The organism is Streptomyces sp. SD15 (genome assembly GCF_054462255.1).
The window spans coordinates 166,348-190,527 of record NZ_JBTLMO010000001.1 but is presented as its reverse complement, the minus strand read 5'-3'; the positions used below and the strand labels follow the sequence as shown (position 1 = coordinate 190,527).

General features: G+C 69.6%; 15 protein-coding genes. 8 read left to right on the top strand and 7 right to left on the bottom strand.

The features are described from left to right. Positions 1-12: 12 nt before the first annotated feature. Positions 13-237, bottom strand: a complete 225-nt coding sequence (locus tag ACX28W_RS00850; RefSeq protein WP_458996793.1) for a DUF397 domain-containing protein — start codon at positions 235-237, stop codon at positions 13-15. Continuing rightward, positions 234-1,100 carry a helix-turn-helix domain-containing protein gene (locus ACX28W_RS00845; RefSeq protein ID WP_458996792.1) on the bottom strand — a complete coding sequence of 289 codons (867 nt, stop codon included), beginning with the start codon at positions 1,098-1,100 and terminating at the stop codon, positions 234-236. Before ACX28W_RS00845 ends, ACX28W_RS00850 begins: the two co-directional genes overlap by 4 nt. 60 nt (positions 1,101-1,160) lie before the next feature. Between ACX28W_RS00845 and ACX28W_RS00840 the strand changes: the two genes are divergently transcribed. Then, positions 1,161-1,322 carry a hypothetical protein gene (locus ACX28W_RS00840; protein WP_458996791.1) on the top strand — a complete coding sequence of 54 codons (162 nt, stop codon included), beginning with the start codon at positions 1,161-1,163 and terminating at the stop codon, positions 1,320-1,322. Between the two features lie 4 nt (positions 1,323-1,326). Beyond that, positions 1,327-1,788, top strand: coding sequence for an ATP-binding protein (locus ACX28W_RS00835; RefSeq protein WP_458996790.1), 462 nt, complete (start codon positions 1,327-1,329; stop codon positions 1,786-1,788). A 66-nt stretch (positions 1,789-1,854) separates the two neighbouring features. Here ACX28W_RS00835 and ACX28W_RS00830 read toward each other — a convergent pair whose 3' ends face one another. Next, positions 1,855-2,223, bottom strand: a complete 369-nt coding sequence (locus ACX28W_RS00830; RefSeq protein WP_458996789.1) for a hypothetical protein — start codon at positions 2,221-2,223, stop codon at positions 1,855-1,857. A 517-nt stretch (positions 2,224-2,740) separates the two neighbouring features. Between ACX28W_RS00830 and ACX28W_RS00825 the strand changes: the two genes are divergently transcribed. From ACX28W_RS00825 to ACX28W_RS00810, 4 genes are all read left to right on the top strand, one after another. Beyond that, positions 2,741-3,997, top strand: coding sequence for a hypothetical protein (locus ACX28W_RS00825; protein ID WP_458996788.1), 1,257 nt, complete (start codon positions 2,741-2,743; stop codon positions 3,995-3,997). A 536-nt stretch (positions 3,998-4,533) separates the two neighbouring features. Continuing rightward, a complete protein-coding gene (locus ACX28W_RS00820; protein WP_458996787.1) occupies positions 4,534-6,837 on the top strand; it encodes a CCA tRNA nucleotidyltransferase in 2,304 nt (767 codons plus the stop codon). Between the two features lie 57 nt (positions 6,838-6,894). After that, positions 6,895-7,974 carry a hypothetical protein gene (locus ACX28W_RS00815; RefSeq protein WP_458996786.1) on the top strand — a complete coding sequence of 360 codons (1,080 nt, stop codon included), beginning with the start codon at positions 6,895-6,897 and terminating at the stop codon, positions 7,972-7,974. Positions 7,975-8,031: 57 nt separating this feature from the next. Continuing rightward, positions 8,032-8,379: a deoxyxylulose-5-phosphate synthase gene (locus tag ACX28W_RS00810; protein WP_381191892.1), complete on the top strand. Its 348-nt coding sequence runs from the start codon at positions 8,032-8,034 to the stop codon at positions 8,377-8,379. Between the two features lie 322 nt (positions 8,380-8,701). On the opposite strand, the gene ACX28W_RS00805 is transcribed toward ACX28W_RS00810, so the two are convergent. Beyond that, a complete protein-coding gene (locus tag ACX28W_RS00805) occupies positions 8,702-9,793 on the bottom strand; it encodes a DNA polymerase III subunit beta family protein (protein WP_458996785.1) in 1,092 nt (363 codons plus the stop codon). 461 nt (positions 9,794-10,254) lie between these two features. Here ACX28W_RS00805 and ACX28W_RS00800 point away from each other — a divergent pair, with 461 nt between their 5' ends. Beyond that, a complete protein-coding gene (locus ACX28W_RS00800) occupies positions 10,255-13,770 on the top strand; it encodes a HelD family protein (protein ID WP_458996784.1) in 3,516 nt (1,171 codons plus the stop codon). A gap of 119 nt (positions 13,771-13,889) precedes the next feature. Here the strand turns inward: ACX28W_RS00800 and ACX28W_RS00795 are convergent, their stop codons facing one another. The 3 genes from ACX28W_RS00795 to ACX28W_RS00785 form a co-directional block, all read right to left on the bottom strand. Then, a complete protein-coding gene (locus tag ACX28W_RS00795) occupies positions 13,890-16,439 on the bottom strand; it encodes a GmrSD restriction endonuclease domain-containing protein (protein ID WP_458996783.1) in 2,550 nt (849 codons plus the stop codon). A gap of 42 nt (positions 16,440-16,481) precedes the next feature. Further along, a complete protein-coding gene (locus tag ACX28W_RS00790) occupies positions 16,482-16,850 on the bottom strand; it encodes a hypothetical protein (RefSeq protein ID WP_389136562.1) in 369 nt (122 codons plus the stop codon). A 96-nt stretch (positions 16,851-16,946) separates the two neighbouring features. Beyond that, positions 16,947-17,786 carry a hypothetical protein gene (locus ACX28W_RS00785; protein WP_458996782.1) on the bottom strand — a complete coding sequence of 280 codons (840 nt, stop codon included), beginning with the start codon at positions 17,784-17,786 and terminating at the stop codon, positions 16,947-16,949. A gap of 386 nt (positions 17,787-18,172) precedes the next feature. Between ACX28W_RS00785 and ACX28W_RS00780 the strand changes: the two genes are divergently transcribed. After that, positions 18,173-24,115: an AAA domain-containing protein gene (locus tag ACX28W_RS00780; RefSeq protein ID WP_458996781.1), complete on the top strand. Its 5,943-nt coding sequence runs from the start codon at positions 18,173-18,175 to the stop codon at positions 24,113-24,115. Positions 24,116-24,180 lie beyond the last annotated feature (65 nt).

Below are 24,180 nucleotides of genomic sequence, written 5' to 3'. Positions count from 1 at the left end.
CCGTTGTTGCGCTCAGGAGCCGTGCTCGGCCCTACTCCACCGCGAGCCCACGAACGCCGCCCACTCGCCCCGGCCTACCCGCAGCACCGGCCCGCCGCCCACGACCTTCGAGTCCCGTACGTACACGGCGTCCAGGCCGGCAGCCACCTCCACGCAGTTGCCTCCTCCCGAGCCGCTGTAGCTGCTCGTGAACCAGCGCAGCCCGTTCACGTTCTCGGATACCTGCTCCACGCTCATGTCTCTCCCACCAGCCGTTCGATGAGCCGCGCAGACTCGACGCCGCTCAAAGCCTGCGACCGCAGCTTGCCATACCGCATCCCGAAGGCACTGACCTCTGCGGGATCATGCACGACGCACCCGACTGCCTGAGACTCGATGTAGCCGAGGTGCTGGTGCTCCTTGGTCTCCAGCACCACGAACGGCCCGTTCAGACCGGAGTGGAACCCGCACGCAGCAGGCATGACCTGGACCTCCACGTTTCGCAACGCCCCGACACCCAAGAGGTGTTGCCATTGTCCGCGCATGACCTCCCTGTCGCCTACCGGATTTCGCAGTGCCTCCTCGCCGATGATGAACGACAACTCCGCGAGCGGCACCCGCGTCAGTAGCTTCTGCCGACTCAGCCGCGCCTCCGTGTGCTGGTCGATGATGTCCTCGTTCAGCGGCGGGCAGTGCCCGGCGAACAGGGCGCGCGCGTACACCTCCGTCTGCAACAGCCCTGGCACCAACAGTGGCTCATAGTCGAACCGGCTCACCGCCTCCGCCTCAAAGAGCGCGAAATTCCTGAAGAACCTCGGCAACTTCGCCCGATCCACCTCCCCCTGGAGCGCCTCCAGGACCCCGCCCGCCTCCAGCGCCCGCTCCGCCGCCACCGTGAACGCTGCCTTCGCCGGCCGTCGCCCCTGCTCGACCGAGGCGACCTGCTCCAGCGAGTAGCCGATCGCGTCCCCGAGTTGCTGCTGGTTCAACCCGGCCCGCTTGCGCAGGTACTGCAACAGCGCCCCGTACGCCGACCACACGCCCGGCAGATCGGGCACCTCGTCCTTCGTCTTCGCGCCGCGCCCCGTCCGCGTGTCCCCTACGTCCCGTACCGCCCTCACAGTCCCACGCCCTTCCAACCCGCTCCGCGCCCCGCCCACGGCCGCGCTCGCCACCGGTCCATGCCCAACGCGACGCGCGGGAACCGGGACACGCGCCGGACCCGTACAACGCCCGTACAAGCCCCGTACAACCAAGTCCACAGCCGGCCGCCCACGCCGTACGACGAGGACGACGTACGGCCGTCGTACCTGGTCAGCGGGCCGTTCGCCCAGTCACGCTGACACTGTGACTCACCATCAGCTCACCGACGAAGCGAATCCGCCTCTCGCTCCCGTCCACCAACTGACCCTGCGTTTCAGCAGTACGAGACGCGGCGCTCGCCTCGCCCGCCAGCTCGCCGTCCAGCAGTTCACCGAGTGGACGGGCCTCCCGTACGACTCCGACCCGGCCCGCACCGTCGCCCTCGTGGCCGCCGAGCTGGCGTCGAACGCGATCCGCCACGGCAGCCTCCCCGCCCGGGACTTCCGCCTGGCGCTGCTCCTCCTGCCCCACAGCTTCCGCGTCGAGGTGACGGACACCCGCCCCGAACGCCTCCCGCCGTCCGTGCCGCCACAGCCCGTCGACGAGACCTCGGGCCGCGGACTGTTCCTCGTCCAGGCCTATGCCGACCGTTGGGGATGCTCGGCCCGCGACGCGTACACGAAGACGGTCTGGGCGGAGGTGCAGACCCGCACCACGGTCTCGTGAGGCCTGCCCATCCCTCGTCCGGGACAGGCCCGGCGAAAGCCACCGCAACGCCGACGAAGGAGGCCGTCAGTGACCGGCGTAGTGCTCCGCCAGCTTCTCGATCTCCCGGGTCCACAGCAGTACGTCGTCGCCTGGCCGCTTGTACGGTGCGCGCCGGGCCAGCTTGAAGAAGCCGCCGGACGGCCAGCGGCTGTCCTTCAGCACCACGAGTGCCGACAGCAGGGGCAGCGATCCGTCCGGGCTCTCCCGGACGGAGGCGTCCTCCAAGAGGTAGGGCATGGGGCCCTCGTGGGCGGGGACGTGATGACCGAGCCGTGCCAGTTCGCTGCTGAGATCACCGTACGGAATGGGCACCGCGCCCTGGCGTGCCCGTGAACGCAGGATCTCGATCACGGCGTCCAGAGCCTGCTCGTACTCAAGAGTGCCCTTCTGCATGTGCCCTCCCGACCTCGGATTCCGACGACTGTCGAACCTATGCCACTGGCGGTGCGAGCGCTGTTCGAATGCGCGAAGTGAACATGCGTCCCCTTGTGAACTGAGTGAATGGGTCCCATACTGATGGCGATCAACTGCCGCTCGCCCTCTCGGCGGGCAGGCGCGCATGGCCGGGGGGAATGCGTGAACGGGTGGGCGCGGCCAGGCAGCGTGTGCGCTTCCAGTTCCGCAGCGATGGCACCGGTTGTCGGGCGCCGCGACATGGCAGGCCAGGAAGGCTGGTTCGGGCCCGAGTTGCTGCCGGCCGAACGACGCGCCGACTCGAGCACGTCCCGAACTATGAGGAACTGGTGTCGGCCCGGACGTCGACTCCACGTCGGCGCAAGGGAAACGCGCCCTGGCCCTGTCTGGGCCGGCACCCCGCTCTCCCGTCATCGGAAGAGCTCGGCCCTGCCCGGCGATCGCCGCGCGCACCCCGACCACCCACAACTGCGACAAGCGACTTCAGGAGCGGGCGATGGACAACGAGATTCAGCTGGTCAGTGACGATGACGGACTGATGGTCATCGGGAACGCGGCGGATGTCGACCGCTTCCTCATCTCGGAGGGACTGTCGTCGTCGAAGGATCTCGGACCGCAGTGGCTCAAGTCCGTCTTCGGTGCGGGGGCCGCAGTCGCGCAGGCGGGTTCGGAGTTCGCCGCGGACTCCGGTCGCTGGGTGAAGCTGACTCCGAAGTCGGCACAGCTCGTCAAGAAGTACGGGCTGAGAGAAAGCTCGAAGACCGGTTTCAGCACGGGTGTGGTGAAGGGTCAGAAGGGCCAGATCAGGGGATTCGTGGAGTTCGTGAAGGGACCCCGATCGTTTCTGACCAACCCGGCGGCTCTCGCCAATGCCGCGAAGCTCATGTCGCAGGTTGCGATGCAACAGAGCATGGACGAGATCACCGACTATCTCGCCGCGATCGACGCGAAGGTCGAGGACGTGTTGCGCGCCCAGAAGGACACCGTGCTGTCCCGCATGATCGGAGTGGGCATCGTCATCGACGAGACCATGACCATCCGCGAGAAGAGGGCCAGGGTCGACGAGACCATGTGGTCGAAGGTGCAGGACGCGCCGACGGCGATCGCGGAGACCCAGGTGTACGCCTTGCGTCAACTCGACGCGATCGCGGAAAAGATGGAGCGGCAGTCCAAGATCGGTGATCTCGCCGCGACGGTCAGGGAAGCCGAGTCCCCGGTTCGGGAGTGGCTCGCCGTTCTGGCTCGCTGCTTCCAACTGCAGGACGCGATCGCGGTGCTCGAACTCGACCGGGTGCTGGACGCCTCCCCGGAGGAGCTGGACGGTCACCGCCTCGGACTGAAGGCCGCCCGGCAGGACCGGCAGGAACTCATATCGCGGAGCACCGAGCGGCTGGTGGCCCGGATGAATGCGGTCGCCGGCACGGCCAACGCGAAGGTGCTGCTGCACCCGGCCAAGTCCCCGGCTGTGGTGCAGTCGAGCAACCATATGGCGATCGGTGTCCATGACTTCCACGAGCGGCTCGGGATCGAGTCCGGTCGCCGGTCGTCGGAGGCGAGACGATGGGTGGAGGCGGCCGCCGAGGTGAGGGACAAGGCGCTCGAGACAGGAGCGAAGGGCGTCGATGCCGCCAGAAGCCGCGGCAAGGTGACCCTCGACCGGGCCGGTTCGGTCAAGGGCAAACTCGCCGGCGGGATCGCCGAGCGAGCGCGCCGTCGGCGCGGGGGCGAGGCGGAAGGGGACGAACAAGGCTGAGTGAGCGCCGAACGTGTCGAGTTGGCGGCACGTCCTCAGCAGTCCGTGAGTGCCAGACTGAGGTCAGTGCCAGCGGCTGAAAGCAGCAGTACCGAATCCGGCCTCTGCGGCGTATCGAATAGCTCGTAGGGGCGCGTCGATGAGTTCCGCCGCATCGTGGTCGTGTGTCGCCCGTCGCGGTCATCCAGGCACTTCCAGAACAGGGCGCGACACGATCGCCTGAGAGTGTGCGGGGCCCTCCTGCCCTACCGCGCGCGCTCTTCGGTTGACTCGCTCCATGAACGGACCCGCCAGGTCGATGGCATAGATCCATGGATTCGTCTCTTGTGAACTAAGTGCATGGAGGTGATACTGATTTGCCTGCGGTGTTCCCCCGCCAGGAGGCGTCCTCGCTCCGGGGAGGCAATGGATGCCGGAGGGTCCCCCCCGTGCGCGGTTCCGACGGCCACAGGGAGCTCGTCGGCGTCCACTGGGGGGCAGACCGGACGGCGGGTGGCCACCAGTGACGTTCGCGTGAGACATGAGGGTGCGTGGAGATGGCCTCGGCCGTGACCGAAGAGGACAACCGCAAGGTACAGACCGCCGTCCTGGGCGGATCCCAGGGGCATCAGCCCGTCTTTCTCCCCTTCGAGAAAGAGGATGCCCAGCGTCTCCGGCAGCTTCGCGGCGCCGACGCGTTCACTTGCGGTGTCCTCCTAGGAGGCTGCGGCCAGGTGCTGACCCTGCGCGCCTGCGGTGACAGGAAATCCCACTTCGCCCACCGCCCGCCCGTACGGTGCCGCCGCACCGCCGTGGGGGAGAACAGCGCGGACCACCTGTACATCGGAGAGGCCCTAGTCCGCTGGCTGCGCGGGCGGGGACAGGGGAAGGTCACGGTCGCGTACGTCCGGCAGGCCCATGCCCGCAGCGACTCGATCGAGATCCGGTTCGGCCCGAAAGGGCGGCGTCGCCTTCTGCACGTACAGATGGTCCGCCGCTCCTTCTCCGAGTGGAAGGACGACAGCAGGAGGCTCGAAGCCGCGCCTGGCAAGAGCCCTACGATTCGCGCGTACGGCCCCGAGAGCGAACTCTCCGCGTACGAGGTACGGGCTACCGGACACGCACTGCGCTTCCGGTGCGAGACGCGTGATGGCACGCGTGAGGTGTCGATCGGTACGCAGTCGCCTGATCACAAGGTTCAGTGGACGATTCTCGAACGGTGCCGCCTCAGTGACCTGGGAATCGTGACGCCGTCCCTCGAAGCGGCTCCCGGGGGCGACCTTCTGCGTCTCAAGAGAGCGGAGGGGACTGGGACGTCGGCGCCTCAGCCGCGGCGACCGGCAACCGAACGGGGCAAAGTGGGAGGGCGGGAGGAGCAGCCGCCGGCCACTGTCTCCCCATCGCGCGAGACGGCCGAGGCCGCACTCGATGCACCTGTCGATCCCCGGGCGAAGGCGGCGCGCGCAGGGCTCCCGCCGGTCGTCGACGATCTCCTCCACCGCTTCACCGCCGCAGGGTTCGGCCTCATGCTGGTCGGCGCCTCAGTGCGCCAGGCGTTGGCGGGGAGTGTCGGGCGCGAACTCGACTTCGTCACGCACTCCGACACGCAGCAGGTGCGGCAGGTCATTCATGGCTGGGGGGACGAGGTTCGGGTCCACCGAGTCGGCCCGCCCGGTGTCGTGCGCCTGCGCAAGGTGGTGGGCGCCGACAGCTACACCATACGGATCAGTTCATGTCCGACACCGTCGCGCGATCGTGCCTCCAGAAGACCACCGCGACGCGAGGAACACGAAAAGGCGTTGGAGGCATACCTACGGCGCAGTGATTTCACCATCGACGCCATGGCCCTCGGACTGTCGCACGTGACCCTGACGGATCCGTTCGGTGGCTTTCAGGACCTGGAGCGGCGCGTACTGCGCACGCCGCGCGCACCTATGGCGTCGGTCGCCAATGACCCGCCGCTGGTGCTGCGAGTGATTCGCTCCGCCGCCCGACTCGGCTTCGAACCGGTATCGGAGCTGAGGGACGCGATGTGCACGATGGCGCGACGGGTCACCGAGATCCCCGCCGAACACGTGCGAGAAGAGCTCACCGCCACCATGCTCGCGGCCCGGCCCAGTGCCGGTCTGCGCCTGCTGGTCGACACGCGACTCGCCGAACACATTCTGCCGGAACTGCCGGCCCTGCGGTTCGAAAGCGCCGAGCACCACCGTCACAAGGACATCTACGAGCACACCCTGAAGGTCCTCGACCAGGCCATCGCCCTCGAAACGGAAGGGCCCGACCTGACACTGCGGTGGGCCGCATTGCTCCACGACATCGGTACCCCACGCACGCGCCGGACCGGACGGAACGGTCACGTCTCCTTTCACCACCACGAAGTGGTGGGCGGCAAGATGGCCCGCAAGCGACTACGTTTCCTGGCGTATCCGGAGCAACTGATCGCGGACGTCGTCCGATTGGTGGAGTTGCATCTCCGGTTCCACGGCTATGTCGACGAGAGGTGGACCGACCCCGCTGTGCGCCGCTACGTCCGCGACGCCGGCCCACTGCTCGACCGGCTGCACAAACTCACCCGTGCCGACTGCACCACGCAGAACCAGCGGAAGGCACATGCGCTCGCGCGTGCTTACGACTCCCTGGAAGAGCGCATCGAGCGCCTGGCGATCGAGGACGAACGGCAGGCCGCCCGCCCGGACCTCAACGGCCACCAGATCATGGAGATTCTCGGCATCCGTCCCGGAGCCGAGCTCGGAAGAGCCTACGCGTATATGACGGAACTCCACATCGAGAAGGGCCCGATGGACTTCGAGACGGCCAGGGACGCGCTGCTGGAATGGCGAGCCCGGCGGGACCGCTGACTGCGGCCTGCCCGCCGACCGACGCACCGACCAAGCCTTCGCCAACGGAGTTGCCCTATGTCCCGACACCGCCGCGCCGCCGGCACCGCATGCATCGTCGCCGCCGCGCTCGCCGTGGGCGGCTGCGGGAGTGACCCCCGACCCTCCGCCGCGCACACATCGGCCGCTTCGGAGGACGTGACCGGGGTTCAGTCGGCACCGGCGGCGGCCGAGTCGGACTCGGCCGCCGAGCACGCGGAGACGACGACCGGGGACGACACCTCTCTCGAGGACTACCTCGCCGCCGCCGGTGTCGACGACGCGCTGGTCAACCAGCTCGGCGAGATCGGCGACGCCAACAACTACGGTCTCGGCGAAGGAGTCGAAACCGGCATCGAGGACCGCCGTGGACTCGCGACCGTCCAGGTCACCACCTGCCGCAACGTGGCCGTCGGATACCGGACATGGGAAGGCATCCGGTACTCGGACGAGGCGGACGGCGCGACCGAGGACCAGGCCGCCGCGATGGCCGACTTCCTGCGGACGGAGTTCTGTCCCCACGTCGCCCCGTTGAAGGAAGCCCCTCTTCCCGAGCAGACCCTCGGCGGACCGTCCGAGGACGACCTCGGCGGCCGGGGACTCGCCTCGCCGCTGACCTGGTGGGACGGACGCTATCCATGCATCTCGTGGTCCAAGGCGTGCGCGGCACAGACGGGAATGCCCATCGGCGACCCCGTGGCCTATCGCCTGGCGAAGGACGAGGTCGTCTGCGCCACCGTCCCACCCGACGCATCCCTGAAGGAGCATCTCATCAGCGTGGACGTTGTCTTCTCGTCCCCGGTCGGCGAAGACCGGGCGCAGGAGGCCGCGCTCGCCCTGCTTCCGTCCGACGCGTCGGCGACGGAGCCGACGGAGGGCACCAACCCCGACTGGTCCTACATGGGCGGCGGCTGCCTGAACATCAACTTTCGTACGGCGACGATGGAAGGACTGATGGACGGGCTGGGCAAGGATGCCGAGCCCTGGGCGTCCGCCCTGTACTACTCCGACGGAGCGACCGAGGACGGAGCCGTGGGCGACTACACCGGAAAGGTCAAGCAGATCTCGCTCTCCACGGGCGCCGATGAGCCCGGCTCGTCGGGCGAGCTGACCTGCTGACACCCGCGATGCCGAAATCCCGTCGAGTTCCGCCCGGGCGGCGCCTACCCTGCCGACATGGCCCACGCGAAGACCTCGTACGTCTGCCTGCCCTGCCGTGCCTCGTACAAGCAGCCCTACGACAGGGACAGGGAGCGGATCTGCCCCCGCTGCACGAAGCCACTGATCCACGTGGGCTCCGCCTTCGCCGCGCCCCGCCGCCGGGACACCGCGGCCTGGCGGACGCTGTCCGTGCTGCTGCACGCCGGCGTCCGCTTCCACAAGAGCTGCTGCGGCGGTCCCGGCTACCGCCCCCGCACCCTGAGGGAGGTCCGCGAACGGATGACGTACGCCCGGCGCAGCGGCGAGCCCTTCGCGAGGTCACTCGTACGGTACGACGTGCCCTCATCCCCACCGCGCAGTTGAGTCGAGCAGCCGCGGACGAGGACCGACCCGAGCGCGCGGAGGCTGATTCTTCAACCGGACCGGCACAGGGAGCCACCATCCCCGGATGGCGCAGGCGCCCGAGCGCCCCCCTTCACAACCGATGCGCCACCCCTGGCGGCGCCGCTCCCGCGTGTCCAGCAGTTGTGCCTTCACCGACAAACTCTGGAGGTCGTACGTACGGTGCTGCTGGAGGGTCCGGCGCACCCGGTACGCCGGACGCAAGCCGTCTCCGCGTACGTCGGCTGCCGAACCGAGTGATCAAGTTCGACGTACGGTTCGACGCCGAAGGTCAAAGATCACGTTAGTTCTCCAGGCGGACCGGCATCAGTATCGAGAACGTGTCCTCGTCGTCGGGTCGGCGGATCGCGATGGGTGCAGTGGGGACGCCGAACTCGATAATCAGTTGGTCTCGGGCTCCGGCGGTGAGCGCGTGCAGCAGGAACTCGCGGTTGACGGCGATCTGGTTCTGGTCGTCGTCACCGTCCTCGCAGATGGTCACCGTGCTGTCGTCCGCCACCTTGAGCACGCTGAGGTCGCAGGTCACGCCGTCCTGCTTGCGCGCCTCGCTCGTGCGGACGGGACCGGTCTGCACCGCCCTCCGGAAGGCCGGCACGTCGACGAGGACGCGTCGCCCGACCGACAAGCGGACGAGGCGACGGTAATCAGGGAAGTCGTGATCGAGGCACTGACCGGCCGCCTGTCGGTCCCCGGTCTCCAACGTCACGCGGTCACCGTCCACAGCGAGCTGGACAGGTGCCTCGCCACTCAGCAACGCCCGCATTGCGTCGGCGAGCGGGACGGGCACGATGACCTGCACACGTGGTCCGCCGTCTCCCCCGTCTCCCGTGGCGCCGGTTTGCGCGACCGCCATCCGGTACCGATCGGTGGCCACGACGTGGAGTGCTCCGCCCTCGATGTCGAACAGGACACCGCCGAGCATCGGTAGCTCCGGGTCGGTACTGGCGGCGAATCGGACCGCGTCCAGCGCGGCGGCCAGCTCAGGCGCGGAGACGGTCAGCCGGACAGCGGCGGTGCGGAGCGATGTCATGGGGTTCTCCCTGTGTTCGAGTAGTGCTCGGAGCGTGGAGAACTCGGTTCGGGCGTCGGACAGCCCCAGTTCGAGACGGCGCAGATGCGCCTGAAGCAGCTTCCGCACCAGGTCGGTGTCCGCACTGGACCAGCCCGCAAGCACCAGCCGGATGTCCGCCAACGGCATACCGGCCCGGCGCAACCGGGCCAGCAACCGGGCCTCTTCAAGCTGCTCGGGGCCGTACCAGCGGTAGCCACTCACCGGATCCACCCAAGCAGGGACCAGCACACCGGCACGGTCATAGAACCGCAGGGCGCTCACGCCCAGTCCGCTGTTCCGGGCCATTTCACCAATGCTGCGCATCTCGCTCTCCACGCCCAGCACTCTGAGCCCTCCACAAGGTCGAGGGTCAACTTCGACCTCAGGATGCCAGCTGCGGCAAAGCTCGGGTCCCGAGCCCCGAGCTCCGGGGCCGGGAGCGATCGTTCGACCGACGGAGCGGACGCGACCGGCGGCGATCGTGGTCGAGGGTGCTCGCTCACCGCGGCCGTCGGCGGCGCGAAGCGTTGAGTGTGCACCTCTTCCCAACCGCAGCCGGAGTCTTGTGAACAGAGTCAATGCATGCAATGCTGGCCACCGCCCGGTACGGGATCGGCCCCACGCGCGACCTGGTCTGTGCCTGGCAGGCGGAGGTCGGGGAACTTGTCCGGGAACCCAGCCCCCTGACTGATGGTCACGGGACGAGCTCTGATAGTTATGTCGGCGGGGTGCGGGCGTATGCCCGTAGCGGCGTTCCACTGGGCGCCGCCAGGGAGGGACAGCAGATGAACACCACCACACGCGACCAGGTCATCGCCGATGAGCAGAAAGCCGTGGACCGCGCGTACGACTGCTACGCCGAGCGGCTCGCCGAGATGACCGGGCTGGCGGCCGCTTCGGCCGCCGCCAGCAACAAGGACGGCATCGCCAACCGGCTGGACGTCGAGGAAAAGGCCGTGGCGTACGACGGACTCGGCGGCGAATCGCTGGTCACCGCCCGTGTCGACGCGCCGGAAGAGCCAGGTGGTGAGCCCCGACCCTGGTACGTCGGTCGGCGTGCCGTCTCCGATGTCCGGACCCGCGACGCCGTCGTCGTGCTGTGGACCAGCCCGCTGGCGACGAAGTGGTTCGAGGCGCAACCGCACGCGCCGGGCGACGTCGTTCTGCGGCGGCAGCTGCGCTGCGTACAGCGCGTCGTCGAGGACTACTTCGACGACATCGCCCCGGCGGTCCCCGTTCCCGGCCCTGTCCCCGCCGTTCCCGTACTCACGGCTGTCCCGAAGCCGCGGCCGGCCGCGGACGAAGCGACCACCGCCGAGCCCACCGCCGCCGACGCAGGGACGCGGGCCCTGCCCGGAAAGGCTGGGGCAGGGCGGCCGGGCATCGCCGGGCGCGAGGGGCGCCCACCGGCCCATACCCCCGCCGATGTCGCCCGGGTCCAGCGCCGCAAGCCCCTCCAGCCGGACGACTTCCTGCTCCGCGAGCTCCAGCGTTCGCGCAGCGGCCGCATGCGGGACATCGTCGAGACCATCCGCCGTGACCAGATGGACCTGGTCACGGGTTCCCCCTCCGACATCCTCGTCGTGCAGGGCGGACCGGGCACGGGCAAGTCCGCCGTCGGTCTGCACCGCGTGACCTGGCTCGTCAACAACAACCACTTCAAGGCCCAGGACATCCTCGTCATCGGCCCGCACCAGCGGTTCCTCGACTACGTCGGCCAGGTCCTGCCCACCCTCGGCACCCGCGATGTCAACGCCGTCCAGCTGTCCCGACTTTGGGACGGCGAAATCCTCGGCACCGACAGTCCGTCGGCTCGGCTGGTGAAGTCCGACGAGCGTATGGCGGCTGTCCTGCGGCGCCGCGTCGAGCACGAGTGCCGCCCCGAGGCCCTCGACGGCCTTCTCACCGCACCCTCCTTCGAGGGCGACGAACCGGCGTTCACCGTCACCGCCGGCAGCACGACCCTGCGCGTCCCGCGCTCGGAGGTCCGCGCCCTGTTTGATGAGGCGCGCGGCGGTGACGGCGCCCACCGCGAGCGCCGCGACCGCTTCCGCAGCCTGCTCGTCGATCGGCTCCTGCGGGAACTCGCCGCCCTGGCCCCGCGTCGCGGCGCGGACGGCACGATCCGCCGCAGCCTGGAACGCAACCGCCAGGTGGAGCGCCTCCTCGACCGTGCCTGGCCGTCGCCGGGCGCCCGGGAGGCCCTGCGCAGCCTCTACGACTCGCCCGACCTCCTGCGCACCTGCGCCGACAGCATCCTCGACGAGGAGGAGCAGGCCGCTCTGCACCGCCCTCGGGCCGACAAGGCCGAGGACGAGCTCTGGACCCTCGACGACCGCGTCTGCCTGGAAGAACTCCGGTACCTCATCACGGGCGAGACGCCGCGGCGTTACGGTCACATCGTCGTCGACGAGGCACAGGACCTGACCCCCATGCAGGCCCGCGCCCTGCGCCGCCGCGTCGCGAGGGGCGGCTCGATGACCGTCCTCGGCGACCTCGCCCAGGCCACCGGCCCGTATCCGTACACCGAGTGGGACCGCCTGGGCGCGCTCCTGTCCGACCACGGTGACTGGCGCGTCGAAGAGCTGACCACCAGTTACCGCGTACCCGCCGAGATCATGGAGTTCGTCGCGCCCCTGGCCCGTACGGTCGCCCCCTCGCTGCCCTACCCGCGGGCCGTGCGCGAGGCCGGCGCGGACGCCGTACGAACGATCGCGACCGAGCCGTGGAAGCTGCTCGGTGACACCGTGGCCCAGGCCGTCCGTCTCGTCGGCACCAGCGACGGGCACACGCTGCGGTCCGTGGCCGTCATCGTTCCCGACGACTCCGGCTGGCTCGACGAGATCGGCCGTCACCTGGACGAGGCCGACGGCATCACGGAACAGGAACGCGAGGCGGTGTCCGTCCTGGCCGCCGGCCAGGCCAAGGGCATGGAGTACGACCACGTCCTCGTCGTCGAGCCCGCCACCATCGCCGACCGCGGTCCGTCCGGCCTGCGCCAGCTCTACATCGCGCTGACCCGCAGCACCCAGAGCCTGACCGTCCTTCACACCGCGCCGCTCCCGGAGGCACTGACGGACACCGCCGGCACCCCGGAACAGCCGCTCCGCGGCATCAACGCCGACCCTGGCATCGCCACCGGCGCCGCACCGGTGGCGGAGGGAGACATCCCGGAGATCGGCACCGACATCCGGGTCCGGGTGATCGGCCACACCACCGGCGGCAACTACAAGGTCGAGGCCGTCTCACCCGCCACGGACCGCCCGCTGCTCATGGCGGTGCGCCACGGCTCCACACCCCCCGCCGCAGGGGCGGAGCTGGACGCCTGGGTGCTCCGCCACGCTTCCAGCGTCAGCTTCGTCACGGTCGACGAACGTGGTCGCCGGCCTATCTCGCCCACCATGGCCCCGCGGTACGCGGACGCGCTCGGCGTCGTCGAGGAACTGGCCGACGGGAACGTCCCGGACGACGTCCGCGCCCGGCTCTCGGAGCTCAAGGGCATGGCCAACCGCTGCCTGCGTCTGGACCAGCACGACTGGCTGGATGTCTGGCGCGTACTCGGCTCCCCGGACAGGACCCGCCTGAACCTGCTGCGGGACCTGGCGGCCAACGCCAACCGCGCGTCGGCCTCCGGCACACCGGACCTGGACCGGTTCCGGGCCGAGCTGGAGCTCAGCGGCTGGGCCGACGACCTGGCCCAGGCGCGGCGGACCATCGAGCGTCGCATCGGCGCCGCAGCCGACCCGATGGCGGAGGCCGAGCCGGACCGCGCAGTTCCCGCGAACCGGTCCGAGACACCCTCGCCGTCCGAACCGAAGGAAGCCGAACCCATGACCACCACCGCAGCCGCCCCCACCGCACCGGAAAAGGCAGATCCGAACGCGAGCCTCGTCCACGTCCTGGAGGCCTCGGCCGCAGCGGACCGCACCTGCAAGACCCATCAGGCGGTGCGCTTCGAACTGATGGCGGCCCTGCTGCGAGCGGACCGACAGCCGAAGCCCGACTCCCCGGTCGCCGACGTCGACTGCGAGACCGAGGACGGTCACTCGCTCTACGAAGTACTCGGCGCCGGCCGCTCCACGTACGCCGACCTCCGCTCAGGAGCGGCCCGCCTCCTCGAGATCAACCACACCCTGCCCACGCCTGCCGACCGGCTTTTCCTCGTCCTGGCCGGGCCCCCGGCCGAGGACTGGTCGGCCGCCACCGTCCACGACGTCTTCGGCGTCCACGTCCTGTGGCGCACCCCGCAGGGCTGGGCCGGCGAGGACGCGGACACCGCCTTGGGTATCGGCCAGGCATGACCAGCACCGCCGCAGCGGTGGCCTCAGCACGGTGCCGACCCGCGGCCCGCGTGCGCCGGGCGACGGGGGCGGCGCAGCTCTCCGCCCCCGCGTGAGATGCACGTGGGCCGTCGTAGGTCTCAGGCCCTCCGGGCCAGGTCCAACGCCGCCGTGTGGACGAACCAGTCCAGTGCCTCGCAGATCGCCTCGCTGTGCTCGGCGAAGACGAGGAGCGGGAACGAGGGGCGCAGTTCCAGCTTGGCCTCGGGGAGGTCGATGCCGTCGATCTTGTTGAGTCGCTGCAGCAGCTCGCGGCGCTGCTCCGTGTCGTCGAACGGGCTGCGGTCCTTGAGGTACTGGAAGACGACCTCGGCGGTTCCGGTGACCGGGTAGAGGGCAAGTGGCCACATCAGGTGGGGGCGGTGGCTGGTACCGGCGTCGAGCATGGGGAAGCAGCTCGTCTCCTCGTGGCGACCGTAGGTGAGGTAGCCGCCCTGGTGACGCCAGAAGTCGAGGGTCGTGGTCACCCCGGCCACCGCCTCCGGCCAGTGTTCCTGCAACTGGCTGCGGAAGCGCTCGGCCGCCTCGGTGTTCTCGCCGTCCGGCAGGGGATCGTTCGAGGTCTGCTGGGCGACGTCCTTGCCCAGCAGGGTGGCCAGTTCCGCGGCCGTCAGACGCTGGGACCGGTTGGCCCGGCCGTACCGGTCGAACCGCACGCCTTCGCTCTCCAGCAACTCCTGGGGAGGCATCCGGTCGCTGCCGTCGGCCCAGCGGAACGAGGGCGAGATCTTGCCCTCGGAGTTCAGTACGCGATAGGCACCGATCACCGTCGGGTTGGCCGCCAAGTAGGCGCCGACAGGCACCGGGTGGCTGCCGATGAGCTCGGCGACATCGCCGTACGCCGTCCATGTGCCGCTGGGCATCGCGACCAGCGCTGCCCGCAGCTCCGTCCAGCTCGACAGCTCCTCACCGGCCGGGCGGAACCCGCCGATCGGGCCTGGCCACAGCTCCACGGCACGCTCCCAGAGGCGGTCCGCGCGGGCCATGATCTCCGCCTTGCCCCAGCGTTTCGACGAGGCGATCTCCAGGTTCATCCGCAGCGCGCTGGAGTCGAGGATCTGCTGCTTGCGCTGGAACGGGTGGTTGGAGAGCTTGGAGTTGTCGCCGGTCAGGGTCAGGTTGCCGAGGGTGTGCACCAGCAGGTCGTGCAGCTCCTGGGGCGACTGGCCCTCCTCCGCCTCGTCGGCGAGGAGGTCGAACCACGCCTGCGCCGGCCGCTGGGGGAGGATGTGCTCGACGCTGAGGGACGCCTTGGCGAAGTCGACGGGCTCGGTGGGCGAGTAGCTCTCCTCCAGGCGGCGCAGGATGTAACTGCGCTGCGGTGGGCGTCCGCCCCAGTAGAACGGCTTGCTGCGGATCGCAGTCCGCAGCTCCTCGTCGCTCGGCCACCGGCGCCGCTTCCCCGACAGGAAGCGCCGGACCGCCTCGGCCGCCGGACGGTCGGTCTCCAGGTCCTTCGGAGCCTCCATGAAGATCCGGTTGATACCGGCGGTCGGTGTCTGGCAGATGAGGCGCCTGGCCAGATACGACTCGACGTACTGCAGGGCCTCGGCCGCCTCCTCCGGGCTCGTGCTGCCCGCGTCGACGAGGTCCAGCAGATGCAGGGCCAGGGGGTAGTGCGTCTGTCCGCCCCACGTGGCCAGGCGTTCCAGAGCCGCGCGCAGGGGCGCCGACCGCTCGCGGGCGGGTTCGACGATGCGGAGGAACCGCTGTGCGCGCTCCGACAACTGGGCGATCTCGCGCTGCAGCGCCTTCTCATCACCGGCGAGCGGCTGCAACCGCTTCTGCTGCTCGCGGTAGATCTCGCTCTGCTTGGTCTTGTTGTGGCCGCGTACGACCAGGTCCAGCCAGACCAGCAGTTCCAGATTCTTGGGACCGAGGCTCTGCTGCATGGGCAGCCACAGCTCCTGGTACACCCGCTCGCCGTGCTGGGGCAGCAGCATGAAGACGTAGTTGCGCAGCAGGTCGCTCTGGCTGAGACCGACGCCGGTGTTGTTGATCGACTCGAAGATCCGGTAGACGTTGTCGCCCGGTTCGGCGGTGATCTCCACGATCGACAGCAGGCCCTTGAGGACGTTTTCCACGGCCTCCAGCCAGTCTTTCGAGGCCGCAGCCTCCTGCCCCTCGGCGAGCGCTCCGAGGAAGAACCGGTAAGCGCCGCCGATGTTGCCGCCGCCACCTGCCTGCGGGGCTGACGCGACGCACGCTGTGAACGCCTGCCGGTCCGCCTGGGTGGGCAGCAGGCGGTAGTGGTCCAGGGCATCCTGGTACTCGTTGACGAGGATCTGTCGGTGCACCCGCTCGGCGCCCCGGGGGTCGCCCGAGTCCTTGAGCTGGTCGCGCAGTGCGGTGAACGCCAGCATCAGCGTGGTGAGACGCTGCTGACCGTCCACGACCAGCCACTTCTGTACTCCGCCGGCCTGGATCTGTCCCGGCGCGAGAACGACGGAGCCGAGGAAGTGCGGCGCCACTGCCTCACCCGCCCGGTGCTGGTCGACGAGCTCGCCCACGTCCTCCCAGAGCCGCAGCAGCTGATCCCTGCCCCAGCTGTACGTCCGCTGGTAGAGCGGGACCTGGAACTGCTTCTCTCCCTGGATGAGATTGAGGAAGGTGATTTCCTGGGCGCGCATGCGCTTCCTTTCATGCCGCGACCGGCGATTGTGTGGAGCGCTTCAGCGCGATGGGTAGTGCTTCGCCAGGTGCGCGAGCTCGCGGGCCCACAGCCCGGCGTCGTCACCGGGGCGTGAGAAATGGTCGCGGCGGGCGAGCTGGAAGAAGCCGCCGGACGGCCACTTCGTGGCTTTCAGTACGACGAGGGCGGACAGCATAGGCAGAGATCCGTCGGGGCTCTCCCGCAAGGAGGCGTCCTCCAGGAGGTATGTCATCGGTCCCCGGTAGGCCGGTACGTGGTGTCCCTGCTGAGCCAGCTCGGCGCTGAGTTCGCCGTACGTGAGGGGCTCCGCGCCGGCGGCGGCGCGCGCCTGCAGGATGCGCACCATGGCGTCCAGGGCATGCTCGTACTCCAGCGTGTTCCTCTTCAAGTGCCCTCCCCAGGACTACAGCTGACACGGTAGTAGATCAGCGGGTGGCGGGTGACTGTTCATGTGCGCAGGGTTGCCGCGAAGCCGGTCGCGCACTCACACCTCCGTGCTCGTGCCCACTACGACCGCGTGGTTCGAGATCTTGGGCATCGTCTCGTTGGGGGAGCGCCGCAGCAGCTTCATGCCGCGACCCTCCACCCACGCGTTCCAGGACTTGAGGTAGTACAGGAGGTGCTCGCGGGAGTCGTCGCGGCGGCGGTGGGCCTTGCCGCTGGCCAGGCTGAGCATCGTGTTGCGCAGGGTCAGGCGCGGGTCGCCGGACTCAAGCAGCGCGCCCGTGATGATGCCGTCCCGCCACGAGGTCTGGTCGATGTCGGGGCGCGTCTCCGTGGTGACGTACCAGCCGATCGTCGCTGCCGTGACGGTGATGCGGCAGGCGCGGTTGAGCGCGATGCCGTGCTGCAGCGCGTCGCGGATGCCGGGGTGCTTCTCCAGCATCACCAGCAGCTGGTCGTTGCTGGTGGTCGACGATCCGCCGCTCCAAGCGGAGTTGGGGACATGCAGGTAGAGGTGGAGGCCGCGCAGGGCTGCCGCCAGGTGTGTGGCGTTGGCCTCTCCGACGAGTGCGAGCGTGTCACGGCCGGTGCGCTTGCGGCCTGTGTCCATGACTGTGAAAGCGGTGCGGGGCACGCCGTGTGTGACGGTCAGCGGCACCGCGATGCCTGCCTTGACGATCGCTGCCAGGCGGTGCTGGCCGTCGATCAGTACATCGTCCTCGTCGAAAGCGATGCCCTGATGCGTGAGCTGCCATTCGCCGCGCTGGATCTGGGCAGCAAGCTGCTGAACGGTGCCCTTGCTGAGCGGCCGGTTGCTGGTGTTGTGCGTGAGCCAGTCGGCGGCCAACTCCGGCGAGACGTGCAGCACTTCCATACGCATGGCGCGTGTGCCTTTCCCTGGGGGTGGTCGACAGCCCGGACGGGCGGCGCCAGGGATATCCTGCATCGAGCATGTGAACTCAGTCAATCGCTATATGCGCACGTTGGGATGTTGTTGGCGCGCTCTGTGCGTGACACTCCGTCGGAGCGGCCCGGGTGGCGCCGGTGACGAGACCTGCCGGGCTCTGGGGGTTTCGGGAATCTCGCGAGGTCGTGAGGCTTCGTAACGCGTTTACGCGGATGGTCCTCCTGATACCCTTGATCCGTGTGCTCAGTTCACACTCGAGTTGACGTGCCGGGGGGCGCGTCGGGTTCATGCTTGGGGTGGCCGGGGCGGGATTTCACAAGGTGGCCACTGTGTGGCCCTCGGAAGTGGTGGGGTGGCGTGTGAGCCAGGGTGAGAGTGGCCTGAGCGACGGTGTGCAGCCGGTCGGCTCCAACTATCAGTACGAAGACGGGCTGCATGTCCGCGTCGACAACGTCGAGCCGTACGAGCTTGTCGACCCCGAGGACTCCTACGGGTACCGCCAGGGTGACGACCTCGTTCGGTGCACGTTGTACCTGAGCAACGGCACCGGTCAGCCCATCGACGTCGACGGAATCAGCCTGCTCGTACGCAGCGGACCGTACGGAAAGACGGGCCGTCAGGTGCAGGACCACCAGACCGACGTGCTCGACGACGAGCTCGAAGGCACGTTGCGCAAGGGCCGCCGGATCTCGGCGACCTGGGCCTACAGCATCCCCGCCGGCACCGCCGCTGAGCTGGACATCGAGGTGCGGTTCGCGAGCCGCCACGAGCGCGAGAGCGTCACCTTCACCACGGCCTCGGCCGCTCCGCCGGCTCCTGTCGTCACACGCGTGGCTGCCGCGCGAGCCATGCCCACGCCGCTCCCCGACCAGACGGCGCTGTTCGGTGAACAGCAGCAGTCCCTGTTCGCGGACGCGGAGCCGGATCCCGTGAGCGAATACGGCTTTGCCGATGGAGGCGGCCCCCGGGTTACGAGTCGGGCAGCGCTCGGAGGGGTGCCGTCGCAGCCGACTGCTCCTGAACGACGTACCGTGCCCGCCCGGACCCAGGAGCTGTCCGCCGACGAGACCGACGCCACGCGTGTACGGCAGATCTTCAGGTTCCTCGCCGAGGCCGAGGAGTCGAAGGCCCGGCCCGTGCGCACGCTCGACGGCGCGGCCGGCACCGTGTGGTTCGAGGAGCTGCCGGACGGCCCCGGCGTCGAGGTGATGCTCGACGGGGTTCTCACCACCGACGATCCGGCCTGGCTGACCGTCGCCCGCCCCGAGCGCGAGGATGCCCCGCACCCCAAGCCGCTGCTGGCGCCCTGGGTGGACGAGACGCGCATCCGGGACTTCAAGCAGACCCGCGCCCCGCACCTGCGTCGGCGGATCGAGCCCGAGTTTCCGGACTGGTCCCAGGGAATCCCGCTCGAGAAGGCCTACCACGAGCTGGACGAACACCCCAAGCGGGAGAAGATCGAGAAGCTGTACGCCGCCTGGGAACAGGAGTGGCTCGCCTGGGCGGAGCGGCGGCGCGCGATCGATCCGAACGTCAAGCTGTACGACCGGCTGCACAAGATGCATGAGGACGCCGCCAACCTCGGTGAAGCTTACGAACTCGTCCTCGGGTTCGGTCGGCTGACCTGGCAGACGGCCGGCGGCCAGCGAGTGGAACGACACCTGGTCACCCATCGGGCCACCATCCAGCTCGACCCCTCCACCGGTACGCTCACCGCCGCCCCGGACCCGACCGGCGTAGGCCTGGAGCTCGAAGAGGGCATGCTCGAAGGCGCCCAGCATGTTCCGGGTCCCGTGCGTGAGGAAATCGTCGGGGTGCTGGAAGGCGCCTCCGACATCACCGATCCCGAACACCTCGACGCCCTGCACACGGCCCTGCGTAGTTGGGTCAACGCGGCGCACAGCGCCGGAAACTACCTGCCGACCGTGGAACGCGCCAAGCCGCGCACCCTCGATGTGCCACAGGTCGGGCTCACGCCCGCACTCGTCCTGCGTGAACGCAACCGCCGTTCCACGATGGACGCCCTCAAGGCCATCGCCCGCCAGATCGACGGCGGCACCCCTCCCACCGAACTGCTCGGCTACATCGCGGGCCGCGACGGAGCGCTGACCGCCGCCGACCTCGCGGCGGCCGAGGACGACGGGACGGAGACCGACACCGGCGAGATGTACTTCGCGCTGCCCGCCAACGAGGAGCAGCGCACGATCGCCGAACGCCTGCGCGCCAACCGGCTCGTGGTCGTCCAGGGCCCGCCCGGCACCGGCAAGACGCACACCATCGCCAACCTGGTGACGGACCTGCTCGCGCAGGGCAAGCGTGTCCTCATCACCAGCCACACCCCGCGCGCTCTACGCGTGCTGCGGGACAAGCTGCCGGAGTCCATCCGGGACATGTGCGTGAGCCGTACCGAGGACGGCGCGGCCGCCCAGCGTGAGCTGGAGGCGTCCGTGCAGCGGATCCTCAGCGAGTACGCCGGCTACGACCAGAAGGCCTCGCAGCGTGAGATCCGTACCCTCCAGACCCGGCTCGCCGCGGCCCGGTCCGCCCAGCAGGCGATGCTGCGCGATCTCGCCGTGCTGCGTGAGCAGGAGACGCACCGCTTCGATGCGGAGATCGGCGACTACAGCGGCAGCCTCCAGGAGATCGCCGGGCGCCTCACCGCCGAGGCCGGGAGGTACGACTGGCTCGGCCAGGTCCCGCAGGAGCGGCCCACGCTGAGCGCCGACGAGGTGCTGAACCTCCTGCACACCACACGCGCGTTCACCCCGCACCACCAGGCCCTGGCGGCCGAGGTGCCCGGCCCCTCCGAACTGCCGAGCCCCGGCGACTTCGAGGAAGCCGTCTCCGTCGTGCGTTCCGCCGAGGAGGCGCACGCGGCGGTGCGGCAGGATCCGCTGAGCGAGGAGTACGACACGGCCGTACGCGGCCTCTCGGAGGCCGAACAGCAGCGGCTCTCGACGGCCCTCGACGCCTTCACCGCCACCCGTGCTCGTGCCGGGGCGCTCGCCGCCGCGGCCGGCGCGTGGGCGCCCGCGCTCCTGAAGGAGGTGAACACGGGGCAGGACTGGCAGACCCGCAGCCGACAGGCGGCCGTCACCGACGCTCTCGCGGCGGTCGACGCCTCACTCGCCACCCTGGGAACCGCGCTGGTCAGCGGCCTGGAACAGTACGATCCGGCCACGGCGCTCGCCCAGGCCACCACCCTGCACGACGGGCTCGGTCGGGGGGAGAAACTGCGCGGGCCCCTCGGGATCCGCTCCAAGCTCGCCAAGGCCGCCGGCACGTTCGTGGAGACCGTCCGCGTCGACGGGCGGGCCCCGGAGGACGTCGAGACCGCGGCCGTCGTGCTGGCTCGCGTGCAGCTCGAACTGCGGCTCGCCCAGATCGAATCCGAGTGGGGGAGTCCGGCCGGAGCCTGGCAGGGGCACGGTCCGAGGCTCGCTCGCCTGCGCCAGGACGCCGAGGTTCTCGAAGCGCTTCTCGCCGTGGCCGCCGCCCGTACCGACGTGCTCACCGCCGCGGCGACCTCGCCGGTACTGACCGTCGTCACCTGGCACGACCCGGCCGTCGAGAACGCCGTACGAGCACTCCTGCGCGCGGCCACCACCCTGCGCGCCGCCGAACGATCGCGCAAGGTCATCGCGGACGCCGAGGAACTTCTGCGTGCCTGGAGCGATCGGCCGGGCGTCGCGCCCGCCGTCACGCGCGCGTTCGACGCCGTGCGCGCCCAGAATCCCGACGGCTACCGCGCGTTCAGCGACGAGATCGCCGAAGTCCGGGAGGCCGCCCGGCTGCGGGCCGTACAGCACACGGCACTCACGCGCGCGCAAGAGGCGTTCCCCTCACTCGCCGAGCGGATCACGGGGACTCCCGAGGACGCCGCCTGGGACGCGCGGCTGCCTCTCCTCTCCGAGGCCTGGGCGTGGTCCGCGTGGCGGGACCGGATGGAGCGGCTCACCGACCCGGAGGCGGAGCGTGCCCTGCGCAAGCGGCTGACGGAGGCCGACGACGAGGCACGCATCATGCTGGCCCGGCTCGCCGCCGCCCGGGCCTGGCACCGCTGCCTCGGACTGCTCACCGGTGACCAGTCCCGGGCGCTCAGCGCGTACCAGCAGGCCGCCCGCCGCATCAAGGGCAAGTACCAGCACCGCTACCGGCGCGACGCACAGGCCGCACTGCGCAAGGCGCAGACAGCGGTACCGGCCTGGATCATGCCGCTGCACCAGGTCGCGGAGACCGTGCCCATGGACCGGCCCGGCATGTTCGACGTCGTCATTGTCGACGAGGCCAGCCAGTCCGGCCTGGAGGCCATGCTGCTGAGCTGGCTCGCCGACCGGATGGTCGTCGTCGGCGACAGCAAGCAGGTCAGCCCCTCCAACGTCGGCCTCAAGCAGGACGAGTACTTCCACCTGAGGGACCGTCTGCTCACCGCACTCGAGCCGGACGTCCGCAGCCTCTTCGGCCCCGAGTCCAGCTTCTTCGATCTCACGGAGGCACTCTCCGCGGGCCGCGGCACGCTCATGCTCAAGGAGCACTTCCGGTGCATGCCGGAGATCATCTCCTTCTCCAACGAGCTCTGCTACAACGGTCGACTGCAACCGCTGCGGCAGTACGGTGCCGACCGCCTGGCGCCGGTCCGCACCGTGCACGTCAAGAACGGCGAGGCCTTCGGCAGCAACACCCGACTGGTCAACACGGCCGAAGCCGAAGCGCTCGTCGACGCGATCGTGCGCTGCTGCGCGGACCCCGCGTACGACGGGAAGACCATGGGTGTCATCAGCCTCCGCGCCAGCAAGGGGCACCTGGCGGAACTGGAGAACCTGCTCGCCGAACGCCTCGACTACGAGCAGCGCGAGGAGCGACGCATCCGGGTCGGCGACGCCGAGGACTTCCAGGGCGACGAACGCCACGTCATGTTCATCTCCTGCCTCAACTCGGCCACCACCGCCGCCGGGACCGTGCCGGGAGGCTTCAACGGCAAGACGTACGAGCAGCGGCTCAACGTCGCCGCCTCCCGTGCCCAGGACCAGGTGTGGGTGTTCCACAGCGCGCGCACCGAACAGTTCCACGAGAACGACCTGCGCCGACAGTGGCTCGACCACCTCACCCGGCCCGCGGAGGAGGACACCGTCGCGGTCGACGGCGAGGTACTGCCCGATGTACGGCACGAGGCGTTCGAGAGCCTCTTCCAGCAGCAGGTGTACCTGGAACTGACCGCGCGCGACTACCGTGTGCGGCCCGGGTACAAGGTCGGCCGCCACGCCATCGACCTGGTCGTCGAGGGCGGGACCCGCAGACTCGCGGTCGCCTGCGACGGCGACGCCTTCGCCGAGGGCGAGGACGCGTCCACCGCGGCCGCGAGGCAGCGTGACCTGGAGCGCGTCGACTGGACCTTCGTCCGCATTCGCGGAAGCCGGTTCCACCTCGACCGCGAGCAGGCGCTGGTGCCGCTGTGGGCGGAGCTGGAACGGCTGGGGATCGAGCCGGTTCGGGAGGCCCCGGAGGAGTCGGAGAGGGCGGAGGAGTCGGAGGAGTCGGCCCTTCCGGCCGAGGACGCGCAGACCGAGGTCTCGCCGGTCGGCGATGCGGTCGGCGATGCGGTCGGTGTTCCGGTTGCCGGTGCGGTCGGCGTTCCGATGAGCGACGATCAGGGGAGCGAGATCACTCCAGGCACGCCGGTTTCCGCGAGGCAGGCCTCGACCCCCGAGCCGGTTCCGGTGCGGGGGAGAACCCCGGCCCCGGCGCCCGCGAGCACATCGGCTCCGGCGGCGAGGTCCGCCGTTAAGCCCACGGTGCCCAAGTCTCAGCAGCAGGGGCAGGCGCCGCTGCGAGCCCCGCAGAGCTCGCTCCCCGTTCAGGAGATTCCAGCCGCGGCCTTCCAGCGACTGGTGCGCGAGATGCAGGAGTTGCAGGTCGCGGTTGACGCCAAGGACGAGACTCCCGACGGCATCGACGCGGCCAACCTTGTCTTCCTCAGGAAGACGCAGGCCGACAAGCGTGACCGCCGTACGAAGCGCCTCGGTTTCCTGCGGACGTTCCTCGACGCCGTCCGTGTCGGCCGGGACGCGGGCACGCCGAAGGTCGTGATTCCCGGAGCGCTGCTCGTTCTCGAGTTCGATGGGCAGGTCGACGACGACACCCTGTACACAGTCGCCGAACTGCCCACCGACGAGGCGGACATCGTCTCTCCGTCGTCTCCGTTGGGGCACGCGCTGATGTGGCAGCCGCCGGGACGCGACATCTCGTACGACGCTTCTCAGGACAAGACGCACACCGTCGTCGTTCGGGAGATCCGGGTCTGAGCATCCGCATCCACCCATGGGCGCCCCGCTGCCCGAACCGGCTTTCGGTCCGGGCAGCGGGGTGT

Bases quoted from the DNA above. Each gene is read 5' to 3' on its own strand.
- ACX28W_RS00825 (WP_458996788.1), top strand. From the start codon at position 2,741: ATGGACAACGAGATTCAGCTGGTCAGTGACGATGACGGACTGATGGTC.
- ACX28W_RS00800 (WP_458996784.1), top strand. From the start codon at position 10,255: ATGAACACCACCACACGCGACCAGGTCATCGCCGATGAGCAGAAAGCC.
- ACX28W_RS00830 (WP_458996789.1), bottom strand. From the start codon at position 2,223: ATGCAGAAGGGCACTCTTGAGTACGAGCAGGCTCTGGACGCCGTGATC.
- ACX28W_RS00795 (WP_458996783.1), bottom strand. From the start codon at position 16,439: ATGCGCGCCCAGGAAATCACCTTCCTCAATCTCATCCAGGGAGAGAAG.
- ACX28W_RS00805 (WP_458996785.1), bottom strand. From the start codon at position 9,793: ATGCGCAGCATTGGTGAAATGGCCCGGAACAGCGGACTGGGCGTGAGC.
- ACX28W_RS00840 (WP_458996791.1), top strand. From the start codon at position 1,161: ATGCCCAACGCGACGCGCGGGAACCGGGACACGCGCCGGACCCGTACA.
- ACX28W_RS00850 (WP_458996793.1), bottom strand. From the start codon at position 237: ATGAGCGTGGAGCAGGTATCCGAGAACGTGAACGGGCTGCGCTGGTTC.
- ACX28W_RS00820 (WP_458996787.1), top strand. From the start codon at position 4,534: ATGGCCTCGGCCGTGACCGAAGAGGACAACCGCAAGGTACAGACCGCC.
- ACX28W_RS00785 (WP_458996782.1), bottom strand. From the start codon at position 17,786: ATGCGTATGGAAGTGCTGCACGTCTCGCCGGAGTTGGCCGCCGACTGG.
- ACX28W_RS00815 (WP_458996786.1), top strand. From the start codon at position 6,895: ATGTCCCGACACCGCCGCGCCGCCGGCACCGCATGCATCGTCGCCGCC.
- ACX28W_RS00810 (WP_381191892.1), top strand. From the start codon at position 8,032: ATGGCCCACGCGAAGACCTCGTACGTCTGCCTGCCCTGCCGTGCCTCG.